The organism is Paraburkholderia rhizosphaerae (genome assembly GCF_004366595.1).
GTDB lineage: Bacteria > Pseudomonadota > Gammaproteobacteria > Burkholderiales > Burkholderiaceae > Paraburkholderia > Paraburkholderia rhizosphaerae.
This window is the reverse complement of record NZ_SORE01000015.1, coordinates 155,910-173,249: the sequence shown is the minus strand read 5'-3', so window position 1 is coordinate 173,249 and position 17,340 is coordinate 155,910. Positions and strand designations below refer to the sequence as shown.

Below are 17,340 nucleotides of genomic sequence, written 5' to 3'. Positions count from 1 at the left end.
GCGTTGCAGGCCGCGAATCGCGGCTACGTGATGGACTCGGGAATGGTGACGATGTCCGGCGACGCGAAGCAGATGCTCGACGATCCGAAGGTGCGCGCCGCGTATCTGGGGGAGTAAGTGAAAGTGCGACGCTCGGAAGTTGCCGGAGGTGCCTGCACGATGGCGACCGTGCAACAGGCGCCGGAAAACCGGACGAGCCCATCAGACACGTGAAAGACGTGTCCGCGAAAAATCCCACCCACCACCCACGAGCGGGTCTGAAGCCGACGTTCGCGCAACGATTTTACGGTTTGCGCGGTATTGGCTCGCGGGTGTGATGCGCGGCTTGTGGAAATTCAACTGATACAGGAGAAGCCTATCGAGGATCCAGCAGCCTTCAGAAAGGTGTCGGTAACTGCTGGGGGACTATTTATGCATTAGCGCGGCGTCAGGGTCAGTGCGGGTCTGCAGATCAAAGCAGCGCAGCAGTGAATTCGGAACCCGAGAAACACTTCAATCCGATCGCTGGCTCCTATTTCAGATACGCGAGGATGACTCGTGCGTTGAAATCGATGCGCGAGGCAATCGATACCAACGCGCGCCTGCTTTCAAGCTTTAAATCTGGACAGGGTTTCGAAGGAATTCGGACCCTGCGCTTTGTCGCGTCCGTAGCAAACGCGCATAGCGTGTTCAACCGTAACAGATTGTCAAAGATTGCGAGCGTTGCAGGCGTTAGCGGTAAGAATTGAGTCAACGATTCACAGACGACTGAAGCATCTCGTGCAGTTCCATCCGGTGGTAAGTCGAGCGCAATGCGTCGCGAGTGGAGATGACGTCCTTCGCGACGAGTTGGGCCAGATGTTCGTTGAGCGAGCGCGACATATTGTCTTCCTTACGGCGAATGAAGTCCGCGAGGAACGCGATTTTCGCCGGGTCGACGAGCAGCGTGCTGATCTGCTGATTGTGGTTGAACAGCAGTTCGGCTGCGAGCACGAGTTGGTTGCCGTCCTCGCTCGGCACGAGGCTCTGGCAGATCACGCCGATCAGTGAATTGGCGAGCGAGGCGGCGTGCCGTTCGCGCTGTTCCGCTGGGAAAAACGATAACAGCCGGGTCAGTGTGTTAAGCGCGCTGCTGGTGTGCATCGTCGCGAATACAAGGTGGCCGGACTCGCCGGCTTGCAGCACGGCTTCGGCGGTTTCAAGGTCGCGGATCTCGCCGACCATTATCACGTCGGGTCGCTGCCTTAATACTTCGCGCATGCCGTTTGAGAAGCTGGGTGTGTCGGTCGGCACTTCGCGCTGCGAGATGATCGACTGGTGCCTTTCGAGGCCGTACTCGATCGGCTGTTCGATCGTCACGATATGGCAACTGCGTGTGCGGTTGATGTGATCGAGCAGCGACGCGATGGTGGTGGTCTTGCCGGATCCCGTGGGTCCGGTAACGAACACGATGCCCTTGGAGCTTTCGAGCATCGTGCGGATGTACGCGGGCAAGCCGAGCTTATCGAGCGGCAGCGGATGCAGCGGCAGGCGGCGGATCGAAATGACCGTCTTGCGGCCCCCTGAAGTGCGGAACACATGGCAGCGCAGACGGCAGCGGGTTAGTACGAACGGCCGGTCGAGCGCGCCTTGCGCGAGACGCGTGTCCCAGTTCTCGTCGATCGCCGCGAGCAGCGGCGCCATCTCGTCGATCAGGACGGGACCGCCCTCGGCCTCGATCCAGCCGCGCGGCGTCTTGATCATGATCGGGCGGTCCTGCTCGATATGGATGTCCGTGAAGACACGGCTTGCATCGACGAGATCGAGAATTTCGCGCGTCAGATCGCGCAGTTCGCTGGGGTGGGTCATCGCGGCGGCCGAGGTGGGAAGTTCAGTAATCGTGTCAGTCCGCGGGCTGAATGTCCAGTCCGATGGCAACTGCAAGTAATGAAAGTAACTATGGGCGTGAATTCGCGCCATCTACGATCACGAGGCTAAGAAACAGATGCGCACGGTCATGGCATGGATGGCGATGCTGTTGACGCTGGGAGGCGGGTGGTCTGGCCGCGCTTTCGCGGACGGCGTGCCGGCGTCGGACGGCAGTGGACAGGTCATCGTCGCGGGCGATATACGCGATGGCGCGCGCGTCGCGACGAGCGGCGCGAATGTGCCGTTGCGGACCGCATTGCGGCTGATTCTGCCGGCGGACTACAGCATCCTGCTTCCGAATGCCGGGGCATGGGCGGCGACGCCGGTGACCTGGCAACAAGGGCAGCCGCTCGTGCAGACGCTGCGCGAAGCGCTCGCGGGACACCCCGAACTCACCGCGCAGGTGGATGGTGATTTTCAACTGGTGACGGTGCGTTACCGCCGCCCATTCGACGCGCGCCCGCCGGCTCCGTCGGCGCCCGTGGGTGTCGAGGCGCCCACCGCTGCCGTACCCGCCGCGGCGATCGCGCCGACGACGGCCGCGCCGCGGCCGGCACCCGTCGTGAATGCCGTCGCGGTTCCGACGGCACCGCCGCAAACAGCTGCTGGACACATCGTGGCTAAAGCGACCACCCCTGATGCGCAACCAGTCGCGCAGCAGCAGGCCGGCGATGCCGGCGGCAGCGGTGCGCCGCTTGCCCGACAGCCGCTTGCCGCGGATCTCGCGCCAGTCCACCCTGCCACGCAGGCGGACCGCAACTCTGCAGCGCGAGTCGAACCGCAAACGACGGCGCAAACGACGGCGCAAACGACAGCGCAAACGACAGCGCAAACGACGGCGACACCCGGAGTTCAAACCACAGTGCAGACTTCAGCGCCTGCAGCCGTCCCCGCGCAGCAGACATGGCGCATCGCACTGTCGGATCGCACGGTGCGTGCCGCGCTTACGCGCTGGGCGCAAGAAGCGGGCTGGCAACTGATCTGGGAGGCGCCGATGGATTTTAGCGTTGACGCAAACGCGAGCGTGAATGGCACGTTCGACGATGCGCTGCAATCGGTAGTCGCCGCGCTCGCACATTCGAACGCGCCCGTGCAGGCAATTCTTTATCAAGGCAACAAGGTTCTTCGGATCGTCGCCAAAGGGGCAGGCTAATGCGCAATACCACTCTGATCTGCTCGCTCGCCGTGAGCCTGTTCGCCGGCTGCACAGGTCTCGCCCAACATCTGTCGAACGCTGTCGACGACGATCACCGGGAGACGCAGCACGCGCTTGACGAAACGCGCGGCGGCAACGCGCGTCTGGCCGAGTCGTCCGACGGCGTGATCGTCAACAATGGCATGTGGCTGTCCGGCAATCCGATCCGCCTCGCGCATGAACGTACGCTGCCGGCCGTGTTTTCGCAGCCGGCCACGTTCGATCGCGATGTCGCGTCGTTGCAGGAATTCGCTGAACACATCTCGCGCCTTGCGCACATTCCAACACGTGTCGCGCCGAACGCGCTCGCCGGTTCACGTGCTTCCGTCGCGGCTGCGCCGCAAGTGCCGGTGCTCGGCGCGGCGCCGCCGCTGCCGACGCTGCCGGGGCTCGGGGCCGATTCGGGCGCCCGCGGTGGCGCCGCCGCCGCCGCTTTCGCGGGCGGCGCGCCGACGCACATCGCGTACCGCAACGGCACTCTGCGCGGTTTGCTCGATGCTGCGGCGACACGCTTTGGCGTGTCGTGGAAATTCGCCGACGGCGCGATTGTGTTCTTCTTTACCGACACCCGCACGTTCCAGGTCAGCGCCATTCCCGGCGACACGACGACCAATGCCAATGTGATGAGCGGCGCGTCCAGCGACGGTTCGGCTGTCGCGGGCGGAGGCTTCGGATCGCAAGGCACAAGCGGCGGCAGCAGCGGCAGCGGTACCGGTAGCGGTAGCGGAGGCACCGCGAGCGTGACGGCAAACAACACCGCGAACACCGTCGTCAACTCGCAACTGTCGGTATTCAACAGCTTGCGTGCGTCGATTCAGGCGATGCTGTCGCAATACGGCAGCGTGGTGTCTTCGCCGGCCACGGGCTCGATGACCGTCACGGATACGCCCGACGTGCTGGACCGCGTTGCGTCGTTCATGGACGAACAGAATGCGACGATGTCGCGGCAGGTGCTGATCAACGTCACCGTGCTGTCGGTCACGCAGTCTGCGCAGGATAGCTACGGAATCAACTGGAACGTCGTGTACCAGGCACTCGGCACCGCGTTTAAGGTGACGAATACCTTCCCCACCACGGCGACCAATCCGGTCTCGTTCGCGGCCCAGGTGATCTCGCCGTCGAGCCGCGCGGCCGGCACGCAAGCGATGATCAGCGCACTTTCCAGCCAGGGCAAGGTGCGGCGCAAGACGTCCGCGTCGATCACGACACTAAACAACCAGCCAGTGCCGGTGCAGGTCGCAACGCAGCAGGGCTATCTCGCTTCGGTATCCACGACCAATACGGCCAACGTCGGCTCGCAGACCTCGCTGGTGCCGGGCACTGTCACCACCGGCTTCAATATGACGCTGCTGCCGCACCTGCTCGACAACGGCACGGTGCTGCTGCAGTTCTATACGAACATTTCGTCGCTGCTCCAGCTGCAGACGGTGCAAAGCGGCGGCCAGCAGATTCAGACGCCCAACGTGGACACGCGTAACTTCCTGCAGCGCGTGTCGATGAAATCCGGTGAAACGCTGGTGCTGAGCGGTTACGAAGGCACCGATGACAATCTTGCGCAGCAAGGCGTGGGCAAACCCACGAACTATCTGCTCGGCGGCGGCTACGACGGCACGCGGCAACGTGAGGTGATCGTCATTCTGATCACACCGATCATGATGAACGGCGCATGAGCATCGAGCTTCGCAAACAGGAACGCGCAATGGCTACTCACATCGTCCAGATCGAACGGCAGCGCTTTGTGTGCGGACTGTTCTGGCAGTCGCTGTCGCGCCGGCACGAACTGCGCAAGGAAGGCGTCGAGCTCGCGAAGAAGTTGAACTTCGAACTGATGGTGTTGCGCATCGACCGCGGCGTCGCTGCGGCCGGCTTTGCCAATACGCGTGAAGGGGCGCAGGCAGGCGTGCCATCGCTCGGCGTGATCGTCTCGAAGACCATCGCGCTGGAAGGCGCGTTCTATGACGGCCGCCAGCAGAGCGCGCCCAACTGGCTCGGCGCGTTCAAGTTGCCAGACGGACGCTGGGCTTATTTCGCGGTGCGCGACGGTTCGTTTCTGCCCAATGGCGACTGGGTGGGCAGCAGCGACGAGGTGTTCGAGCGGCTCAATTCCGACTACGGCCTCGGCGGTTGGAACGTGGTGATCGGCGACAGCGAAATCGAAGGGATGGGGTTCCATAACTTCTATCCCCGGCGGATCGAGGAGTTGCTCGGCAAGCGGCGCGCCGGCCGTATGCATGTGCCGAACTGGGCGCGGTTGCGGCCAGTTGCGCGCCGCCTGTCGTGGCGCGCCATCGGGCTCGCGGCCGGCGTGCTCGCGTGCGCGGCGCTTGCGGTTTCCGGCGTGCTCGTGCATCGGCGTCATACGCTCGAAGCCGAACGCGCACGCCTCCTCGACGCCGCGCGTGAGCGGCTCGCACACACGGCTGCGACACGTAGCGACGACGATGCACGCCCCTGGGCGGTGATGCCGGCACCGTCGCAACTGGCGCGCGTATGCCTCGATCATTTCACGAAGCTCGCACCTGGCGGTTGGGAGCTCGAACGTTTCGTCTGCCAGCCACGCAGCATCGATTACCTATGGTCGCGCAACGGCTCCACGGCGGCGCTGTTGCTGGCGCGCGAACCGCTCGCGCAGCTCGATAACACAGGCGAGCGCGCGTCGCTGTCGCAACCGTTGCACATGACCGCCGGCGACGACGAACCCTTGCTGATGCGAGCGAGCGTTATTTCACGCCTGCTCACGCGGTTTCAACTGCTCGAGATTCCGCTGTCGCTCGCGCCGTTGCCGGAGAATCAGCCGCCAGGTGGACTCGCGCAACTGGGCCAGCGGAGCCCGCCGCCGCGGTCGTGGCATGCATGGCGGCTGCAGCTGAACCTGGGCGCCATGCCGCCGGGCATGCTGAAGCGCTATCTCGATGAGCCAGGTGTCCGGCTCGACAAGTTGACCTATCAGGCGGGCACATGGTCCGCGCAAGGAGTCGTCTATGCAAAGTAGTACCTTTCGACGCCTGCATGTGGTGGCGTTCCTGTGCTGTCTGGTGTTCGCCGCAGGCAGTCGTGCCGTTGCGGCGCCGGATGTACCGCAGCAACGGCCGCCCGCTGCGCAGCATGCGGCGGCATCGACAGGCCCGGTCGAATTCAGCGCGGCCGACGAACTCACGCGCCTGCAGGAGCAAACGGTTCTGCTGAAAGCGGAACTCAGGAAGCTAGATGCGCAGGCGCAGGTCGCCGAACGTACCGCCGCGCTGTCGCGGCTGAGCGGCGCAGCGGACGCGGCGCATCTGGGCCGCAGCGGTGACGGCGGGCTACGTGTGACCGCGGTCGAAGGGATCGGGCGCAGCTTTTCCGCGACGCTCGTGACCGCCGACGGCCAGCAGTTCGAGGTGGCCGCCGGAGACACCTTGCCTAATGGCTTGCGCATCGTATCGGTTGGCGCGAATGAAGTGCTCGGCCGCTGGGAAAACGGCCGCTCGATTCGTTTGATGCCGACCGTCGCGCGCGGTGGCGCGGTCTTCAATTCCTCGGCGCAGGCCGCCGCGGGTTCCGGCGCCGGCGTGCCCGGATTGCCGTCAGGCTATCCGGCCTCTTCGAAGGAGTGAGGTCATGAGCATATCTGTGCTGACCGAATTTGCGGCAAGCGCCGGCTCCGGCGAACCGCCGCAGGCGCGCAATACGCGTGGCGCGTATCCGCTGTCCGACGTCGGCGCGTGGGCCGCAAGCGCTGAAGAACGCAAGCTGCTGTGCCTGCTCGACGACGGCCGCCTTCTGATTGCCGAAGGGCACGAGATGAGTCCCTACGTGCTGTCGTATCGCGCACGACTCGAGCGGCTGAAGTTCACGTACCGCGCTTATGCGGTCGGTTTCGACGAGGTGCGCCGAGCCTATGAGGGCATGCGGCGCGACGGCACCGCCGAGCGGCTCGATCACACCGCGATGCAGGTGCTGGCTAAAGAGCTGATTGCGCAGGCCTGCCGTGAACGCGCGTCGGACATTCACATTCGCGTGAAGCGCTTTAGCACCGAGATCCTGTTTCGCATTCACAACGAACTGGTGCGCGTGAGCGAGCAGACGCGCGAACACGGCGCACGTCTGCTCGCCACGCTGTATTCGGCGATGGCAAGTGTGTCGGACAACACGTACAAGCCGAGCGAGCGGCAAGACGCGAGCATCGGCGAGCGCGACAAGCTACCCGAGCAGCTGTTCGGCGTGCGCATCGCCACCGCGCCGACCAGCATCGGCAACGTGATGGTGCTGCGCTTGCTGTACAACGATGCCGGCGAAACGACCGAGCTCGAGCGCCTTGGTTTCTCGACGCTGCAGACGCACCAGATCGACGAACTGAAGCGGCTGCCGCACGGCATGAACATCATCAGCGGACCAACCGGCTCCGGCAAGTCGACGACGCTGCAGCGCGTGCTGCTCGGCCAGATCAATGAATGCAATGGCAGCACGCACGTCATCACTGTCGAAGATCCGGTGGAATACCCGATCGCCGGCGCGGTCCAGACGCCTGTGATCAACGCGTCCACCGAAGAAGCGCGTTCGCTCGCATTCGCGGCGGCGATCGCGAATGCGATGCGCCTCGATCCGGACACGATCATGATCGGCGAAGTGCGCGACAGCGCGTCCGCGCAAAGTGCGTTGCGTGCGTCGATGACCGGACACCAGGTGTGGACGACGGTGCACGCGAACGGCGCGCTTGCGATCGTCGACCGGTTGATCGATCTCGGCCTGCCGTTGCGCATGGTGACCGACGAGTCAGTGGTCACCGGCCTCATCAGCCAGCGTCTCGTGAAGCTGCTGTGTCCGCAGTGCAGCCCGCGTTTCGCCGACTCGGCCGCCGCGCGCGATACGGCGCTCGCCGCGCGTGTGCGGCTCGCGGTCGGGCCAGCGTTTGAGCAGGTCCGCGCGCAGGGCGACGGCTGTCCGCACTGCGCGGGACGCGGCACGATCGGCCGCACGGTAGTCGCCGAGGTAGTGCGCACCGACGCGCATTACTTCGAGTGCGTGCGCAACGGGGACAAGGCAGCCGCGATCGAGTACTGGCTAGACCGGTTAGGCGGCCAGACGATCGTCGAACACACGCAATCGAAGGTGGCGGCGGGACTTGTCGATCCGCGCATGGCGGAACGCGTGGTCGGCCCGCTCGCCACATGCACCCAGTCGGCGCGTCTGCGTGCCGCGCCGGTCGGGAGCGGCTATGCGCATTGATCTGAACCGCCTTTGGGCGCGGTTGCAGGCGGGTCCCGATGCCCGCCTGCGACTCTATCGCAAGATCGAGAAAATGCTGACCAACGGTCTGCCGTTACTGAAGGTGCTGGAAGAACTCGAACTGCGCGCGTCGCACGAAGGGCGCAGGCCGAACGAGCCCGGCGCAATCATGCTCGGCGAGTGGCGGCAGGTCGTGCAGAACGGCGGGTCGCTCGCCGAAGGCATGGAAGGCTGGGTGCCGCACGCCGAACAGATGATCGTGATGGCAGGGGAGCAGTCCGGCCGCCTTGAAGCGGCGCTGCTCTCGTTGAATACCATCGTCGTGTCGGGCCGGCGCATCCGCAATGCGATTGTGGGGGGGCTCGCGTATCCGTTTGCGCTGTTCGCGATGACGCTCGCCTATCTGTATCTGTTCGGCGTGCACGTGATTCCGCAATTCGCCGTGATTGTCAGTCCCGAACGCTGGCACGGCGCAGCACACCTGCTGTATCTGCTGTCCCTCTTTGTGCAGGGCGGGATGGTGTATGGCGTGGCGTTCGGCTTGCTGTGCTGCGCGCTGATCGTGTATTCGATGCCGCGCTGGTCGGGAAGGCTGCGTAATGCGCTCGACGGCTATCCGCCGTATTCGACCTATCGGCTGATCGTCGGCGTCAGTTTTCTGACGGCGTTCGCATCGTTGCAGGCCGCGGGCTTCACGGTCGAAAAGTCGCTGACACGACTCTCCGGGCAGGCCAGGCCCTGGCTACGCGAGCGCATCGAGGACATGCTGTTCGGCGTGAAGTCCGGTCTGAACGTTGGCGAAGCGATGAAGAACACTGGCCACCGTTTCCCGTCGCGCGAAATCGTGGACGACCTGTGCGTCTATGCCGAATACAAGGGATTCGCGGAGGCGCTGAAGACGCTGGCGGATGAATGGATGGACGCCGGCGTCGAGCGGGTGACGGCGCAGATGCGTGTGTTGAATGGCGCGGCGATTGTTTCGCTCGCGCTATTGATGGGGCTGCTGATTACCGGTTTCTTCGGTATCCAGCAGGAAATCGCGGCGATGAGCAGATCGCTGCACTAAGCGAGAGTTCTCAACTGACGATGCGAGGATGAAATGAATAACTGTTCGGTTCAATCGGTGGTCTATATCAAAACAATGAACCGCATTCGCGGGCCATTGAAGAAGCAGCGCGGCGCTTCCCTGCTGGAAGCAATTTCCTATCTGGGCATTGCGGCCATCGTGGTGATCGGCGCAATCGCGCTGCTCAACGGCGCATTCAGCAGCGCGAGCACGAACGCGGTGAACGAGCAGGTGAGTGCGATCCAGAGCGGTGTGAAGAAGCTTTACATGGGGCAGCCGGGCGGCTACGGCAACCTGGGCAACGCCGTGCTAGCGAGCGCGGGCGTGTTTCCGTCGACGCTGACGCCGTCAACCGGAACGAACGCCGTCACCAACACATGGAACGGCGCGGTAACGGTAACAGGCGCGGGTGCGACGTTCACGATCGAGTATGAAAACGTGCCGCGCAGCGTGTGCGTGAACACAATCACGGCGGGCGGCAGCTGGGTGTCGATCGGCGTCAACGGCAAGCTCGAGACCGCGCTGCCGGTTCCTCCAGACGTGGCTGCGACCGATTGCGCTTCGGACACGACCAACTCCATCGTCTGGACTTCGACCTGATCTGCCGGAACCGGCGCAATGACTGACGAAACCAACATGCTGCACCAGCTCGACTTTTCGTATCTCTACCTGGGTCATGCGCGCATTGGCGACCGCTTCATCAATGCGCCCGGCACGGCGGTGCATCCGCTGCCGGGTCATCCGCAACTGCAAGGCGAATTGCACCGGCTCAAGGATGCGTGCCGTCGGGCGTGGCGAGGGGCGACGGATTTCAAGGTCGATTGCGAGGGTGCCTCCTACCGGGTTTCGACAATGGATACTGTTGATGGCGAGGTCTTCGTGCTGCGAAGATTGCACAACAAGGTCGCGTCGCTCGCCGAGCTAGGCGTGCCGCCGGCCTACATCAGGCAACTGATGCGCCGCGATCTGTCCGGCCTCGTAATCGTCTGCGGAGCGCCGAAGGCCGGCAAGACGGCCACCGCCAGCGCGTTCGTGCGCGAGCGGCTGGTTGCGCACGGCGGAATCGCATTGACCGCGGAGGATCCGATCGAACTGCCGCTCGAAGGCCGGCATGGCGACGGCGTCTGCTATCAGACCGTGCCGGGTACGGACCGCGTGGCGGCGTTGCGCGCGACGCTGTGTCTCGGCGCGCGAATGGTCTACGTCGGCGCGCTCGACGATGCGCCGCTCGCGCTCGAAATGCTACAGGCGGCGCTGGACGGACATCTGTTGATCACGACGATGCGGGCTGACGATATCGGCCGTGCCGTGACACGGCTGCACGCACTCGGCACGCGAGTGCTGGACGCGGCGAGCATGCAGGGGTTGATCGCGGACGGACTGGCGGGCGTGCTGCATCAGCGGCTCGTGCCGGGCGCCGGGGCGGGGCCGCGCAAGCTGGAGACGCAGCTCTTCATGCTGCGCGACGCGCAAAGCGCGCGCAATCATGTGCGCCACGGACGTTACGACGAACTCGCAACCGAGATCCGTCAGCAGATGATGTCGATGATTCATTCAAACGCGCTCGCCGAACGCATGGGAGCGACGCGGTGATCGCGATATGGATCGCACTGGCGTGCGGCGTGCTCGGCGGTGTGTATGTGCTGATCGACGCCGGCTATCAGCGTGCGACGCCTGTCGCGGCCAGTTTTACGCTTGCGCAGAGCATGAGCGACTACCGCGCGGCACTCATCGGTTACGCACTCGGCCATCCGGATTTTGAGGGCAGCGTGCCGGCGGCGTCGTTGCAGCCGCTCCTCGCACCGCGGACAGTCGATCCGCTGTGGCGGAACTTTGTGACGCCAAACACCACCGCGCCGGGCAGTCTGGTGGTCGTGTACGCGACGTCGACGAGCGCCACGCCCGCGATTGCCGGCATTGAACGGATCTCGAACGGCTCGGCATTCGCCGGCGTGTCGTTCAACGGCTCGGTCGTATCGCCGGGCAATCAGCCGGTGCCGCTTCCGGCGGCACTTGCCGGCGGCGTGCCCGACGGCATGCCGGTCTGGATCGCGCAGGCCTATCAACCTCAAGCTCGGTGATTCATGAAGAAGCCCACTACGCGGCAACGCGGCTTTACCGTAATTGAATTGCTGGCCGCGCTTGCGATCGGGTCGATGGTGATGGCCGGCATTGCGATGATGATCAACACGTCGCTGGAAGATGCGCGCGGCCAGCAGGCGGCGCTTTACCAGTCGCAGCTGGCGCAAGCGTCGGCGCAACTGATCCAGCAGAACGCCACCGCACTGAGCGCAGCGGCTACGGCCACCACACCGGTGGTCGTGAAGCTGCAGGGCACGCCGTTCAAGCTGTCGACGTATCTACCCGACGGCGTGCAAGGCCAGAACGCATACGGACAGACGCCTTGCCTGCTGGTGTATGCGACCAGCAACGGCGCTCTGCAAGGTCTGCTCGTGACCGAAGGCGGCATGACGATTCCCGATGCCCAACTGGGCTACATTGCGGCGAACGCGGGGCCAGGCGGCGGCTCGATTCCGCTCACGCACAACCCGGGCGGTGCGGCGCTGGGCGCGTACGGCGCGTGGAGCATCGCCACCCCGAATCCGGCGAACGTGTCGTGCTCGTCGACGAAAACCGGTGTGGGCCATCTGGTAAGCGAAATATTTCCTGACAACAGCCAGGGGCGCAATGCGGACTTTCTGTACCGCGTGAGCGTGCCGGGCAATCCGACCGCGAACACGATGCAGGTGCCGATCGTGCTCGCGCAGCAGATCGACTTCACGCCGTGCACGGCGCCGGCGGGGTCGGTCGCCGCGGATTCGGCGAGCAATGTGGTCACCTGTCGCGGCGGCCAGTGGCAGCCGGTTGCATCGCTGCACTGGCGTGATCCAGTCGAGGCCGCTGCGGACCTGGGCGACACTGCGAAGGTGCCTAACCCTGCGCGCGGCGACGTAGCGATGACGACCAATACCGGGCGCGCGTATACGTTCAACGGCACAGCATGGCAAGCCATCGCGGTGGACGAAATGGGTGTCCTCAACCTGGGTAATGAACAGGCGCAGGGGAATGCCTGTGCGCCGACCGCAGCAAGTACGACGCCGGTCACGACCGACGCTTCCGGCCGCGTGCTGTCGTGTCAAAACGGAATCTGGCAGACCCAGGCCGAAATTACCCCGGGTTCGAACACAACCGAGTGCCAGATCCTGATGGCGAGTACCAACGCCAATGACTATCCCGGCTGTTCCGGGCCGCCGTCGAACAACTATTTCGCGCCGCCGTTTTCGTTCAACACGGGGAACGGCACGTTTACCTACACGCGCATCATACCGGTGCAGTTGACGAAGCCCGGCATTGTCTCCGTCTCGTCGTGGGCCCATTTGAATGACGGCCTCTGCAACTCGGCGCGCGCTGCGCGCGCCCAGTTGTCGCAGGATGTCGACATCCTCGATGGGGCGGGCAACTCGCTCGCGCACACCGAAGCACAGGGGCCGACGCTCGCCAACGATTCCGGCGGCATCAACAACAGCCTCGCGCAGGCATTGCCGCCAGGCAGCTATCGGGTTTCGCTTTTGACGAACTGGGCGACGTACGACGGGGTGACTACGCCGTGGAACAGTTCCTTTTGCGGTGAACAGTTCCAGGAGATTGCGAATACCCCTGTCGCGGCGGGCTGGACAGTGAACACCTATTACTAGCGAAAGAGACCGGCGCCGGGCAACGCGGACACTGCGTGTCATCGCGTACCGCGCAGGTTGTCCGCATCGCCGTGCACGCACCGGAAGACGCGCACGCTCTATCCGCGCCTGGCGTTGACCGGTGCTGGAGCAGAACCAGTCATGCAGACGGACGCCCATTGAAACCTCTACACGAAGCCGACTATGAAACGATTCGCCAAAGCTGTTCTGTGCGCCGCGCTGGCGTTAAGCTCCATTGCCGCGCTCGCCGCGCCGGTGCGCTGGAAATCCGCACAGATCGACTACTCCGCCGATGCGAAGGACGTGAAAGATGTGCTGCGCGATTTCGCGGCGAGCCAGAACATCCCAGCGACGATATCGAAAGACGTGGCGGGCAGCGTGACCGGCAAATTTCATATGGCGCCGCAGCGCTTCCTCGACACGCTGGCGTCTTCGTTCGGCTTCGTCTGGTATTACGACGGGCAGGTGCTCGATATCGTGTTGCCCGAACAAATGAAAAGCTCGCTCGTGAAACTCGATCATGCGAGCACCGGTGAATTGCGCGAAACCCTCGCCGCGATGCGCATCGCCGATCCGCGCTTTCGCATCACTTACGACGACGCGCAAGGCGCGGCGATCGTCAATGGTCCGCCGAACTACGTGCAACTGGTGTCCGAGGTGGCGTCGCGCCTCGACGCGAATACGTCGCATCGCTCGGGCACCGTGGTGCGCGTCTTTGCCTTGCATCACGCGTGGTCGATGGACCGCACGGTGAGCACGGGCGGAACGTCGTTTACGCTGCCCGGCGTCGCCACTGTGCTCAACAGCATGTATCACCCGGACCAGGGATCGGTATCGCAGTATGGAGCCACACAGACGGCAACCAGCATTTCGAACGTCCAGCGTCCGCAGCCGATGAACGACGTCGCGGGCGGCAGCACGGGGCAGATACCGCCGCTTCCGCAGGGCCTTCAGGGCGGTCAGTCCAGCCAGTATGGCGGCGGGCAATTGGGTAACGCGCAGACGCCAGGTCTTTTTGGCGGCCTGAGCGGCCGTCCGTCGCCGCAACTTTCCAGTGTGATGGGCAAGAGCGGCCTGCCCGGCACGACGGCTGGCGCATCGCGGGACGACGACGCGTTGCCGGTGATCCAGGCGGACCAGCGTACCAATTCGGTGCTGATCCGCGACACCCCCGACCGGATGTACCAATATCCCGAACTGATCGAGCGTCTCGACGTGAAGCCGCGTCTGATCGAGATTGAAGCGCACATCTTCGAGGTGGATGATTCGGCGCTCGCGCAGCTTGGCGTGAACTGGACCGCGCACAGTAGCCATGTCGACTTCCAGACAGGCAACGGCCTCGGCACGCAGAACGTCTTCAACGGCACGCTCGCGCCCACCTTCGGCAATACGACGTTGCCTGGCGGCGTGACAGCCGCCGCCGCGCCCGCCGGCGCCGCGCTGACAACGGTGATCGGCAATGCAGGCCGGTATTTGCTGGCGAACGTAATGGCGCTCGAACAGCGCAATCAGGCGAAGATAGACGCGAATCCGAGAGTCGCGACGCTCGACAACATCGAAGCCGACATGACGAACCAGACGCAGTTCTTTGTGCGCGTGTCGGGCTACACGTCGGCGGATCTTTTCAGCGTATCGACGGGACTTTCCTTACGCGTGCTGCCGATGGTGGTCGAAGAGGATGGCCGCACGCAGATCAAGCTTGACGTCGCGATCCAGGATGGCGCACTGAGCGGGCAGTCCGTCGATAACATCCCGGTGATTTCGAGCAGCAACATCAATACGTCCGCCTTCGTCAACGAAGGTGAAGCCCTGCTGATAGCGGGCTACAAGGCAGACAACTGGACACGCAATGGGACTGGTGTGCCGTTCCTGTCGAAGATCCCGGTCATCGGTAATCTGTTCAAGTACACCGACAAGGAGGAGAGCCACATGGAGCGCCTGTTCCTGTTGACGCCGCGCATCATCGATCTGTGACGCAGCGATGCGACGTGGATCTGCTCTTGAAAATCCCGCGCACCGGCGCGGTGCAAGACCGGCGCACTGCCGGTCGCTACGGAAAGCGCATCAGTGTGCCAGGACGCGCGTGCCGTTGACGCTGATCCGCGCCGCGCAGCCGAGCGGCTTGACGAACCCTTGCCCGCGCCTGTGCACCGTCGGTTTTTTGAAGTTCGGCACATCATGCTTTTGTTTTTGTGTAGGCTTTTTACCGTTACGATTGTTCAACCAAACGCGAGGTTGCCGTGTCTGATTCCTGCGCCGAAGGTCCGGAACGCCAGCGCGACGTCGACACACACGCATTGCGCGACGAGTTCGATGCACTTCTGGAGACTCAGCCATGGGGCACCGTCGCGGTTGATAGCGAGCAGAAGGTACTGTTCGCCACCGCCGGCGCGATGCGTCTATTACAACGTGAGATTCGCGTTGGCACTTCTTTCGAACAACTGCTATGTGACTGCGGCGCGCTTCATTTTGGCGGAGACGCCTCATGGACCGCCCCCGTCGAAAACCGCGCATCGTGCATGCTGCAAGCGAGCGGACAGGGCATCGAATTTCAGGTGGGTGCAAGGTGGATCTGGCTAAGGCAAGACGAAGCGGTACGCGGCGGGCAAATTGCCGCGGTGTTCGCGTTTGTCGATATTACCGATATGCGCCGCGCGCTCGATGAGCGAATGGAATCGCTGCGTTTCATGTCGCATGATTTGCGCTCGCCGCAAAACTCGATTGTTGCGCTGACACAGTTGCACGAGCACGATCCGCGCGCGTTCGAGGAATGCGGCGGCATCCAGCGCATCGCGGAACTCGCGCGTTACGCACTGTCGCTCGGCGACCAGTTCGTTTTGACGTCGGTCGACAATGGCTTACAAGGCCGCGACCTGACGCGTTTCGATCTGTGCGCAACCGTGCGCACGGTGATCGCGCAACTCGATGTATCGGCTGTCTACCGCGGCGTCCCATTGCGGCTGTGGCTCGCGGAAGGCGCGGCCGTGTGGATGACCGGCGTGCGCGTCTTCGTTGCGCGTGCGCTTCAGAACCTGGTCGACAATGCGATTCGCGTCTCCGCAGCGGGCGACCCCGTCACAGTTTCGCTAAAGGTAGCGGAGTGTTACGCCGTTATCACGGTTGGAGATGCGGCGGGTGGATTGCCAGGGCTTGCCGCGCATCGCGTCATGACCAATTTCGACACGCTGACTGAACAGTCGTCGGGTGCCTTCGGTCTGGGCCTGAAATTGACGGAGCGTATCGTGCGGCTTCATGGCGGCAAGCTCCATGCCGAATCCAACGCCAACGCCGGCACGGACTTCGTGATGCGTTTGCCCTGCCTCGGACCCCGGCCCAATTTCGTTGCGACACCTGGCGCAAGGTCCGGCCAGGGCCGGTTCGCGACGCTTGAGCGCCCGGATGCCAATTCACCAATGCGTTAAAGCCGCGCAACGGAATCGATCTGGCGGTAAGCAAACGGCAAACAATCATGATGCGCAAGCAAACAAGAGTTGTTCTGGTTGAAGATGATGCGATCCAGCAATCGCTGCTGGTTTCATGGCTAAAGGCCGAGGGTTATCACGTCGATGCGTTCGACAACGGCCTCGATGCGCGCAACTATCTGTCCGATCACTGGGCAGACCTTATGATCCTGGATTGGGACGTGCCCGGAATATCCGGCGACCGGCTGCTCACCTGGGTGCGCGGCCGGTCGCGTTCGACGGTGCCCGTCATTTTCCAGACGGTGCATTCAAACGAAGAGGACATTGTCCGGATCCTCGACACAGGTGCCGATGATTTTCTCATCAAGCCGTTCGACAAAATGGTGTTGCTCGCGCGCATTCGCGCATTGCTGCGGCGCTTCCACAATGCCGCGAGCGACAGCCGCCAGATGATCGTCGGACGTTATGTGCTTGATCGTGCCAATCTCAGCATTGCTGGCGACGACGTCGTGCAGAGGCTTGGCACGAAAGAGTTCGATTTGTTGTGGCACCTCGCGTCGCATTGCGGCACCGTCGTGCAGCGGCAGGATCTGCATTCGGTTGTCTGGGGCTGGGACGGTGGCGCGACGAGCCGTTCAGTCGACATGTATGTGAGCAGGCTGCGCGCGAATCTGAAAGCGATCGGCATCGAATGGACGATTCAGTCGGTGTATGCGAAGGGCTATCGGCTGAATATGAGCGATGACGGCCCGGCTGTCGTCGACGCCGTGCCGCACAGGAACAGCAATTCCGCTGCCGCTTTGCTATAGCCGGCCAATGACATGCTGCGCGCGACAGCGCAGGCTTACCGTGCGGGCGCTCGCGCTA

At 63.5% G+C, this 17,340-nt stretch carries 15 protein-coding genes and 1 pseudogene; 14 read left to right on the top strand and 2 right to left on the bottom strand.

Annotated features, from left to right (window positions below; genetic code table 11):
• Positions 1-117 (top strand): annotated as a pseudogene (locus tag BX592_RS20425) (ABC transporter ATP-binding protein); the annotation flags it as partial.
• 612 nt (positions 118-729) lie between these two features.
• Here the strand turns inward: BX592_RS20425 and BX592_RS20420 are convergent.
• Entirely contained in the window at positions 730-1,827 is a 1,098-nt protein-coding gene (locus BX592_RS20420; RefSeq protein WP_134193854.1) for a type IV pilus twitching motility protein PilT, read from the bottom strand.
• 136 nt (positions 1,828-1,963) lie between these two features.
• Between BX592_RS20420 and BX592_RS20415 the strand changes: the two genes are divergently transcribed.
• From BX592_RS20415 to sctC, 11 genes are all read left to right on the top strand, one after another.
• On the top strand, positions 1,964-3,040 hold the full coding sequence (locus BX592_RS20415) for a toxin co-regulated pilus biosynthesis Q family protein (RefSeq protein WP_243849639.1): 1,077 nt from the start codon (positions 1,964-1,966) through the stop codon (positions 3,038-3,040).
• Positions 3,040-4,752 carry a PilN family type IVB pilus formation outer membrane protein gene (pilN, locus tag BX592_RS20410; RefSeq protein WP_134193852.1) on the top strand — a complete coding sequence of 571 codons (1,713 nt, stop codon included), beginning with the start codon at positions 3,040-3,042 and terminating at the stop codon, positions 4,750-4,752. Before BX592_RS20415 ends, pilN begins: the two co-directional genes overlap by 1 nt.
• 29 nt (positions 4,753-4,781) lie before the next feature.
• The gene (gene pilO2 / locus BX592_RS20405; protein WP_134193850.1) at positions 4,782-6,074 is read left to right on the top strand and encodes a type 4b pilus protein PilO2; all 1,293 of its coding nucleotides are present in this window, start codon (positions 4,782-4,784) and stop codon (positions 6,072-6,074) included.
• Positions 6,064-6,678: a type IV pilus biogenesis protein PilP gene (gene pilP, locus BX592_RS20400; RefSeq protein ID WP_134193848.1), complete on the top strand. Its 615-nt coding sequence runs from the start codon at positions 6,064-6,066 to the stop codon at positions 6,676-6,678. The genes pilO2 and pilP overlap by 11 nt, the downstream gene beginning before the upstream one ends.
• Before the next feature lie 4 nt (positions 6,679-6,682).
• On the top strand, positions 6,683-8,290 hold the full coding sequence (locus BX592_RS20395) for a GspE/PulE family protein (protein WP_134193846.1): 1,608 nt from the start codon (positions 6,683-6,685) through the stop codon (positions 8,288-8,290).
• A complete protein-coding gene (locus BX592_RS20390; RefSeq protein ID WP_134193844.1) occupies positions 8,280-9,356 on the top strand; it encodes a type II secretion system F family protein in 1,077 nt (358 codons plus the stop codon). The genes BX592_RS20395 and BX592_RS20390 overlap by 11 nt, the downstream gene beginning before the upstream one ends.
• A 75-nt stretch (positions 9,357-9,431) precedes the next feature.
• Complete coding sequence (locus BX592_RS20385) at positions 9,432-9,956, top strand: type 4 pilus major pilin (protein ID WP_208327937.1); 525 nt, start codon at positions 9,432-9,434, stop codon at positions 9,954-9,956.
• 18 nt (positions 9,957-9,974) lie between these two features.
• Entirely contained in the window at positions 9,975-10,949 is a 975-nt protein-coding gene (locus tag BX592_RS20380) for an ATPase, T2SS/T4P/T4SS family (protein ID WP_134193840.1), read from the top strand.
• Complete coding sequence (locus BX592_RS20375) at positions 10,946-11,437, top strand: type IV pilus biogenesis protein PilM (RefSeq protein WP_134193838.1); 492 nt, start codon at positions 10,946-10,948, stop codon at positions 11,435-11,437. The genes BX592_RS20380 and BX592_RS20375 overlap by 4 nt, the downstream gene beginning before the upstream one ends.
• Positions 11,438-11,440: 3 nt before the next feature.
• On the top strand, positions 11,441-13,051 hold the full coding sequence (gene pilV / locus BX592_RS20370) for a shufflon system plasmid conjugative transfer pilus tip adhesin PilV (RefSeq protein WP_134193836.1): 1,611 nt from the start codon (positions 11,441-11,443) through the stop codon (positions 13,049-13,051).
• A gap of 183 nt (positions 13,052-13,234) precedes the next feature.
• Complete coding sequence (gene sctC / locus BX592_RS20365) at positions 13,235-15,025, top strand: type III secretion system outer membrane ring subunit SctC (protein ID WP_134193834.1); 1,791 nt, start codon at positions 13,235-13,237, stop codon at positions 15,023-15,025.
• Positions 15,026-15,115: 90 nt separating this feature from the next.
• On the opposite strand, the gene BX592_RS33930 is transcribed toward sctC, so the two are convergent.
• A complete protein-coding gene (locus BX592_RS33930) occupies positions 15,116-15,274 on the bottom strand; it encodes a hypothetical protein (protein WP_166676409.1) in 159 nt (52 codons plus the stop codon).
• Positions 15,275-15,291: 17 nt separating this feature from the next.
• On the opposite strand from BX592_RS33930, the gene BX592_RS20360 reads away from it, so the two are divergent.
• Both BX592_RS20360 and BX592_RS20355 read left to right on the top strand, forming a co-directional pair.
• Positions 15,292-16,473 carry a sensor histidine kinase gene (locus BX592_RS20360; protein WP_134193832.1) on the top strand — a complete coding sequence of 394 codons (1,182 nt, stop codon included), beginning with the start codon at positions 15,292-15,294 and terminating at the stop codon, positions 16,471-16,473.
• A 50-nt stretch (positions 16,474-16,523) separates the two neighbouring features.
• Positions 16,524-17,282 (top strand): response regulator transcription factor, encoded by a 759-nt coding sequence (locus BX592_RS20355; RefSeq protein ID WP_134193869.1) that lies wholly within the window; start codon positions 16,524-16,526, stop codon positions 17,280-17,282.
• Positions 17,283-17,340 lie beyond the last annotated feature (58 nt).

Bases quoted from the DNA above. Each gene is read 5' to 3' on its own strand.
- BX592_RS20420 (WP_134193854.1), bottom strand. From the start codon at position 1,827: ATGACCCACCCCAGCGAACTGCGCGATCTGACGCGCGAAATTCTCGAT.
- BX592_RS20415 (WP_243849639.1), top strand. From the start codon at position 1,964: ATGCGCACGGTCATGGCATGGATGGCGATGCTGTTGACGCTGGGAGGC.
- pilN (WP_134193852.1), top strand. From the start codon at position 3,040: ATGCGCAATACCACTCTGATCTGCTCGCTCGCCGTGAGCCTGTTCGCC.
- pilO2 (WP_134193850.1), top strand. From the start codon at position 4,782: ATGGCTACTCACATCGTCCAGATCGAACGGCAGCGCTTTGTGTGCGGA.
- pilP (WP_134193848.1), top strand. From the start codon at position 6,064: ATGCAAAGTAGTACCTTTCGACGCCTGCATGTGGTGGCGTTCCTGTGC.
- BX592_RS20395 (WP_134193846.1), top strand. From the start codon at position 6,683: ATGAGCATATCTGTGCTGACCGAATTTGCGGCAAGCGCCGGCTCCGGC.
- BX592_RS20390 (WP_134193844.1), top strand. From the start codon at position 8,280: ATGCGCATTGATCTGAACCGCCTTTGGGCGCGGTTGCAGGCGGGTCCC.
- BX592_RS20385 (WP_208327937.1), top strand. From the start codon at position 9,432: ATGAACCGCATTCGCGGGCCATTGAAGAAGCAGCGCGGCGCTTCCCTG.
- BX592_RS20380 (WP_134193840.1), top strand. From the start codon at position 9,975: ATGACTGACGAAACCAACATGCTGCACCAGCTCGACTTTTCGTATCTC.
- pilV (WP_134193836.1), top strand. From the start codon at position 11,441: ATGAAGAAGCCCACTACGCGGCAACGCGGCTTTACCGTAATTGAATTG.
- sctC (WP_134193834.1), top strand. From the start codon at position 13,235: ATGAAACGATTCGCCAAAGCTGTTCTGTGCGCCGCGCTGGCGTTAAGC.
- BX592_RS20355 (WP_134193869.1), top strand. From the start codon at position 16,524: ATGCGCAAGCAAACAAGAGTTGTTCTGGTTGAAGATGATGCGATCCAG.